Origin of the sequence: Segeticoccus rhizosphaerae (assembly GCF_009192725.1) — a bacterium.
Taxonomy (GTDB): domain Bacteria; phylum Actinomycetota; class Actinomycetes; order Actinomycetales; family Dermatophilaceae; genus Segeticoccus; species Segeticoccus rhizosphaerae.
Window position 1 is genome coordinate 1 of record NZ_VOHR01000238.1, and the last position, 5,868, is coordinate 5,868.

Annotated in this window: 6 protein-coding genes; all 6 read right to left on the reverse strand. The window is 70.9% G+C overall.

The features are described 5' to 3' along the window. Window positions 1–878: protein kinase domain-containing protein (locus tag FRW57_RS16015; RefSeq protein ID WP_152186463.1), on the reverse strand; the 878-nt coding region annotated here is incomplete at its 3' end. Further along, a complete protein-coding gene (locus tag FRW57_RS16020) occupies window positions 875–2,332 on the reverse strand; it encodes a peptidoglycan D,D-transpeptidase FtsI family protein (protein WP_137122841.1) in 1,458 nt (485 codons plus the stop codon). The genes FRW57_RS16020 and FRW57_RS16015, both read right to left, overlap by 4 nt. Beyond that, the gene (locus FRW57_RS16025) at window positions 2,329–3,714 is read right to left on the reverse strand and encodes an FtsW/RodA/SpoVE family cell cycle protein (protein ID WP_137122840.1); all 1,386 of its coding nucleotides are present in this window, start codon (window positions 3,712–3,714) and stop codon (window positions 2,329–2,331) included. Before FRW57_RS16025 ends, FRW57_RS16020 begins: the two co-directional genes overlap by 4 nt. Beyond that, window positions 3,711–4,985: a PP2C family protein-serine/threonine phosphatase gene (locus FRW57_RS16030; protein WP_137122839.1), complete on the reverse strand. Its 1,275-nt coding sequence runs from the start codon at window positions 4,983–4,985 to the stop codon at window positions 3,711–3,713. The genes FRW57_RS16025 and FRW57_RS16030 overlap by 4 nt, the downstream gene beginning before the upstream one ends. A gap of 6 nt (window positions 4,986–4,991) precedes the next feature. Beyond that, the gene (locus tag FRW57_RS16035) at window positions 4,992–5,468 is read right to left on the reverse strand and encodes an FHA domain-containing protein FhaB/FipA (protein WP_137122838.1); all 477 of its coding nucleotides are present in this window, start codon (window positions 5,466–5,468) and stop codon (window positions 4,992–4,994) included. A gap of 48 nt (window positions 5,469–5,516) precedes the next feature. Next, a partial coding sequence (locus tag FRW57_RS16040) for an FHA domain-containing protein (protein WP_152186464.1) occupies window positions 5,517–5,868 on the reverse strand: 352 nt, incomplete at its 5' end.

A 5,868-nucleotide genomic window follows, 5' to 3' on the forward strand; every position in this document is an offset into this window, starting at 1 on the left:
GCGCGGGCCGCCGAGCTCACCACGCGGCCGGCGCGGGCAGCGGCCAGGTCGGCGCGGAAGTCGGCCGCGTGCTGGTAGCGCTCCTCTCGGTCCTTGGCGAGCGCGTGCAGCGCTACGGCGTCCAGCGCCGGAGGAACGCTCGACTCGTAGGTGGACGGGGGCTGCGGCATCTCGCCGATGTGCTGGTAGACCAGCGAGACCGGCTCGCCGATGAAGGGAGTGCGCCCGGTGAGCAGCTCGAAGAACAGGCAGCCCGTCGAGTAGAGATCGGAGCGGGCGTCGACCGTGGCTCCCTGCGCCTGCTCCGGCGAGAGGTAGCGGGCCGTCCCGATGACCGCCTGGGTCTGGGTCATCGTGGCCGCGGTGTCGGCGAGGGCGCGGGCGATCCCGAAGTCCATCACCTTGACGGCGCCGGTCGGCGTCAGCATGACGTTGGCCGGCTTGATGTCGCGGTGGACGATGCCCTTCTCGTGGCTGTACTCCAGCGCCTCCAGGACGCCCGAGGTCACCCGTGCCGCCTCGTCCGGCGCGAACGGTCCCGACTCGTCGAGCACCTCGCGCAGGGTGCGGCCCTCGACGTACTCCATGACGATGTAGGGGATCGCGACGCCGGCGCCGCCGGACTCGGTCGTGTGTTCCTCGCCCGAGTCGTAGACCGCGACGATGGCGGGATGGTTGAGCCCGGCCGCCGACTGCGCCTCGCGTCGGAAGCGGGCGAGGAAGGACGTGTCGCGTGCCAGGTCGGCGCGCAGCACCTTGACGGCGACACTGCGACCGAGGCGCGTGTCGTGGCCGAGGTGCACCTCCGCCATACCGCCGCGCCCTATCAGCTCGCCGATCTCGTAACGCCCGCCGAGCAGGCGGGGTGCCCCGTTCATCGTCCCAACCCTGCTTCCATGACCTTCTTGGCTATCGGTGCGCTCACTGTGCTGCCGGTGGCCTCGCTGCGCAGCGTCCCACCGTCCTCCACGACGACGGCAACGGCGATCTTCGGGTTCTTCGCCGGGGCGAACCCGGTGAACCAGACGTGCGCCGCCAGCCCCTCCCCATGTTCGGCGGTGCCGGTCTTGCCTGCCACCTGCACGCCCGGGATCTGCGCGTTTCGACCGGTGCCGCTGTTCACGACATCCTCCATCATCGAGGTGAGCTGGTCGGCCACGCCCGGCCGCACCGCTTCGGAGAGTTGCTGGGGGTGGGCGGTGTCGATGACGTCCAGGTCGCTGCTGCGCACGTCCTTGACCAGGTAGGGCGACATCACCGTGCCGCCGTTGGCGATCCCGGCGGTCACCATGGCGACCTGCAGGGGGGTGACGCGCACGTCGTACTGGCCGACCGCCGCCTGGGCCGTCTGCGGCTTGTTGAGCTCGTCGGGGACCACGCTCGGCGTCACCCGCATCGGCACGTGCAGCGTCTGGCCGAACCCGAACTTGTCGGCCTGGCTGCGCAGGGCGTCGGGACCCAGCTGGAGACCGAGCCAGCCGAAGGAGGAGTTGCAGGACATCTCGAGCGCGTGCCGCAGCGTCGTCCTGCCGTTCGGCCCGCAGATCTCGTGGCCGAAGTTGGGCAGCGTCGCCGAGGTGTCGGGCAGGTCCAGCTCGCGGGGGCCCGGGACCACCGAGCTGGGCGAGTACTTGCCGGAGCTGAGGGCCGCCGCCGCGGTGACGAGCTTGAACGTCGACCCCGGCGGGTAGAGGTCGCCCGCGATGGCCCGGTTGATCATCGGCCGGCCCTTGTCGGCGTTCAGCGACTTCCACGCCTCGGACACCTTGGTGAGGTTGTGGCTGGCCAGGGCGTTGGGGTCGTACTGCGGCTTGCTGACCATGGCGAGGATGGCCCCCGTGGTGGGGTCGAGCGCCACGACCGCGCCGCGCTGGTCGCCCAGGGCTTCCTCGGCGGCCTGCTGCACCTTGGCGTCGATGGTGAGCTCGAGCGTCGCCCCCTGCGGCGGCTTGCCGGTGATCACGTCGACGATGCGTCGGTAGAACAGCTTGTCGGACTGGCCGGACAGCAGCTCGTTCTCTGCCGACTCCAGTCCGCCGCCGGCGCCGTAGGTGAAGGAGTAGTAGCCGGTCACGTGGGAGTACTCCTTGCCCTGCGGGTAGGCCCGGATCCATTTGAGCTGGTCCTTGGTGGGCAGGGACTGCGCGACCGGCTTGCCGTCGACGAGGATGGCGCCGCGCTCCTTGCTATAGCTGGCGAGCAGGGTGCGCCGGTTGCCGGGCCGGTCGGCAAGGTCCTTGGCCTGGACGAACTGGATCCAGGTCGTGGACAGCAGCAGGACACAGAACATCGCGGCCACGACGAAGGCCAGTCGGCGGATCGGGGCGTTCACCGGGTCTTCACCACCCGGGTGTCGTCTCGGCCGAGGCCGCCCGGGTCGGCGGCCTGCGGCGCGGGACGACGTGCCTGGTCACTGATGCGCAGCAGCAGGGCGACGATGGTCCAGTTGGCGAGCAGGGAAGACCCTCCTTGGGACAGGAACGGCATGGTCAGGCCGGTGAGCGGGATGACGCGGGTGACGCCCCCGACCACGACGAAGCACTGCAGGGCCACGGAGAACGACAGACCGGTCGCGAGCAGCTTGCCGAAGCCGTCGCGGGCGCCGATCGCGGTCCGCAGGCCGCGCTCGACCAGCAGGGCGTAGAGCAGCAGCAGGGCCATCGCGCCGATCAGACCGAGCTCCTCGGCGAAGCTCGGGAAGATGAAGTCGCTCTCGGCGAAGTAGGTCAGGTCGGGGTGCCCGCGGCCGAGTCCGCTGCCGAACAGCCCGCCGGCGCCCATGCCCTCGAGCCCGAGCACGAGCTGGTCGGAGACCTTGAGCGCGGCGTCGGAAAAGGGATGCAGCCACAGCAGCACCCGCTCCTGCACGTGGCCGAACATGAGGTAGGCGAGGTAGGCGCCGCCGCCGAAGAGGATCAGGCCGATGGCGATCCAGGAGCGGCGCTCGGTCGCGACATACAGCATCGAGACGAACAGGCCGAAGAACAGCAGCGACGACCCGAGGTCGCGCTCGAAGACCAGCACGCCGAGGCTGGCCAGCCACGCGATCAGGATCGGGCCGAGGTCGCGGGCCCGCGGCAGCGGGAGACCGAGCACCCTGCGGCCCACCAGCGCGAGCGCGTCCCGGGTCTGCACGAGGTAGCCGGCGAAGAAGATGGTGAGCAGGATCTTGGCGACCTCGCCGGGCTGGAAGGACAGCGGCCCGATCTGGATCCAGATGTTGGAGCCGTTGACCTGACTGCCGATGAGGGGCAGCAGCGGCAGCAGCAGGAGCACGAGGCCGGCGGCCATCATGGAGAACGTGTAGCGCGCGAGGTGTCGGTGGTCACGCAGGAACACGATCACCAGGGCCGCCAGGATGACCGACAGCGCACTCCACATCAGCTGCCGGGTCGCCAGGCCCTCCGAGATGTCGCGCGAGTGCGCAATGTCCAGCCGGTGGATCATCACCAGGCCGAGGCCGTTGAGCAGGGTGACGATCGGCAGGAGGAGCGGATCGGCATACGAGGCACGCCATCGCAGCACGAGGTGGAAGGCGCCGGTGATGACCAGCAGACCCACGCCGTAGGTGAGCAGGTCCGGCGGCAGCGAGCCGCCGCTGGTGGCGAGCCCGACGTTGACGTAGGCGACCAGCACGATGCAGATCGCCAGCAGCAGCAGGGCGAGCTCGACGTTGCGCCGGGTCCGGGGCGGGATGGAGGTCACTGTGCTCATGGGTGGCAGCTGCCTCCCGTCGCTGCGAAGACCCGGCACGGCTCGGACTCACCGCGCAGCTGCGCGACGATCTTGACGGCGTCGTCGTGGCTGGCGGCGCTGAGCGTGTCGGCCACCTGGTCGCGGTAGTAGTCGGGCAGGTCGGCGACGAAGACGTCGGTCTCCGTGTCCACTGACGACAGCGAGACCGGGCCGAGGTCCTGGGACACTCCGCGGTAGATCGTCACCCGGCCGTCGTGCTCGCCGACGTAGTACTGCTGCTGGGACCACCCGTATGCCGCGAAGGCGCCGCCGCCGATGACGACGACCGCGAGCACCAGGGCGGCGATCCAGCGGACCCACCGCGCCAGGCCCGAGTGCGGGCCCTCCTCGGCGAGGGTCGGCGGGAAGTCGTCCTCCTCCTCCACGTCGGGCGCGTTGGCCTGACGGGACAGGGCGCGGGCCTTCTCGGCCGGCGTCGGCTCCTTGGTCGGCACGACCGTGGTGGCGCGCCGCTCGGCGGCCGCCCCGACCACCTCGGCCGTGGTGGGGGTGCCGCTCTGGCTGCTCGGGACCACCTCTGCGACCACGCAGGTGACGTTGTCGCGCGCGCTCGCGCGCAGCGCCACCTGGATCAGCCGGTCGGCGATCTCGCCCGGGGTGCCGTCGCCCCCGAAGATCTCCTCGATGATCTCGCTGGAGACGAAGTCGGACAGACCGTCGGAGCACAGCAGGTAGCGGTCACCGGGGCGGGCCTCGCGCAGCGACAGGTCCGGGTCGTCGTCCGCGCGGCCGGTCATCACCCGGGTGACCAGCGAGCGCTGAGGGTGGTGCAGGGCCTCGTCCGGTGTGATCCGGCCCTCGTCGAGCAGGCTCTGCACGAAGGAGTGGTCGCGGGTGATCTGGGTGAAGACACCGTCGCGCAACAGGTAGGCCCGGGAGTCGCCGATGTTGGCCAGCGCCAGCTTGTTGCCGCTGCGCAGCATCGCGATCAGCGTGGTGCCCATCCCGTCGAGCTCGGGCGAGTCCTCCATCGCGTCGCGTAACCGCCGGTTCGCACGGCGGACCGCCTTGCCAAGCTGCTCGAGGACGTCGTCGGCGCCGTGGTTCTCGCCGTCGAGGTGGACCAGCTCGCCGACCACGAGGGAGCTGGCGACGTCTCCGGCCGCGTGCCCGCCCATGCCGTCCGCGAGGATCAGCAGGTCGGGCCCGGCGTAACCGGAGTCCTCGTTGCGGCTCTTGCTGCCGAGGCCGAGGTCTGAGCGAGCCGCGTAGCGCAGCGCGATAGGCATCCCGGGCTACTTCCGCAGCTCGATGACGGTCCGCCCGATCCGCAGGCGCGAGCCCACGTCGAGGCGGGCGCCCTCCCCGATGCGCTGGTTGCCGAGCCAGGTGCCGTTGGTGGAGCCGAGGTCGTCGGCATACCAGCCGTCGTCGCGCCGGTAGATGCGCACGTGCCGGCCCGAGGCGAAGTCGTCACCGAGGACAAGGGTGCACTCGGGGTTGCGCCCGATCAACAGGCCCGCGTCCGTCAGCGGCAGCGTGGTGCCCCGCAGCGATCCCTCGATCACGGTGATGTTGGTCGGTCCGCGACGGATGGCGCGGGGCGGCTTCGCGGGACGAGGCGTCTCCTGGGCCCGGGACTGTTTGGTGCTGCGGGAGACCACGCGGGTGCCGTAGAGGTCGCCGCGGAGCACCCCCACCACGCTGAACACGAACGCCCACAGCAGGGCGAGCAGGCCGAGGCGGATGACCGTGACGGTGAGCTCACTCATGCCGGGGCCCCGGAGAAGTATCTGAGGCCGGGTGGCAGGGGGCCCTCCTCATCGGCGGCCACCGAGGCGGAACGTGAGGGCGGTGCGGCCGACGGTGACCCGGTCGCCGTCGGACAAGCGCTGGGAGCGGACGCGCTCGCCGTTGACGAAGGTGCCGTTGGTCGAGTCGAGGTCGCGGATGCTGGTCAGCAGGTGCGGGCCGTCGCTGGTCACCCGGATCTCGCTGTGCTGGCGGGAGATGCCGGGGTCGTCGAGCACCACGTCGGCGGAGTCGTCGCGGCCGAGCACGGTGATGGCGCTGAGCAGTGGGTAGCGCTGACCGTCGATGTCCAGCCACGGCCGGTGCGCGGCGCTCGGGCGCTGGCGTTGCGGGCGGGGCGGGGTCGGCGGGGCCTGCTGG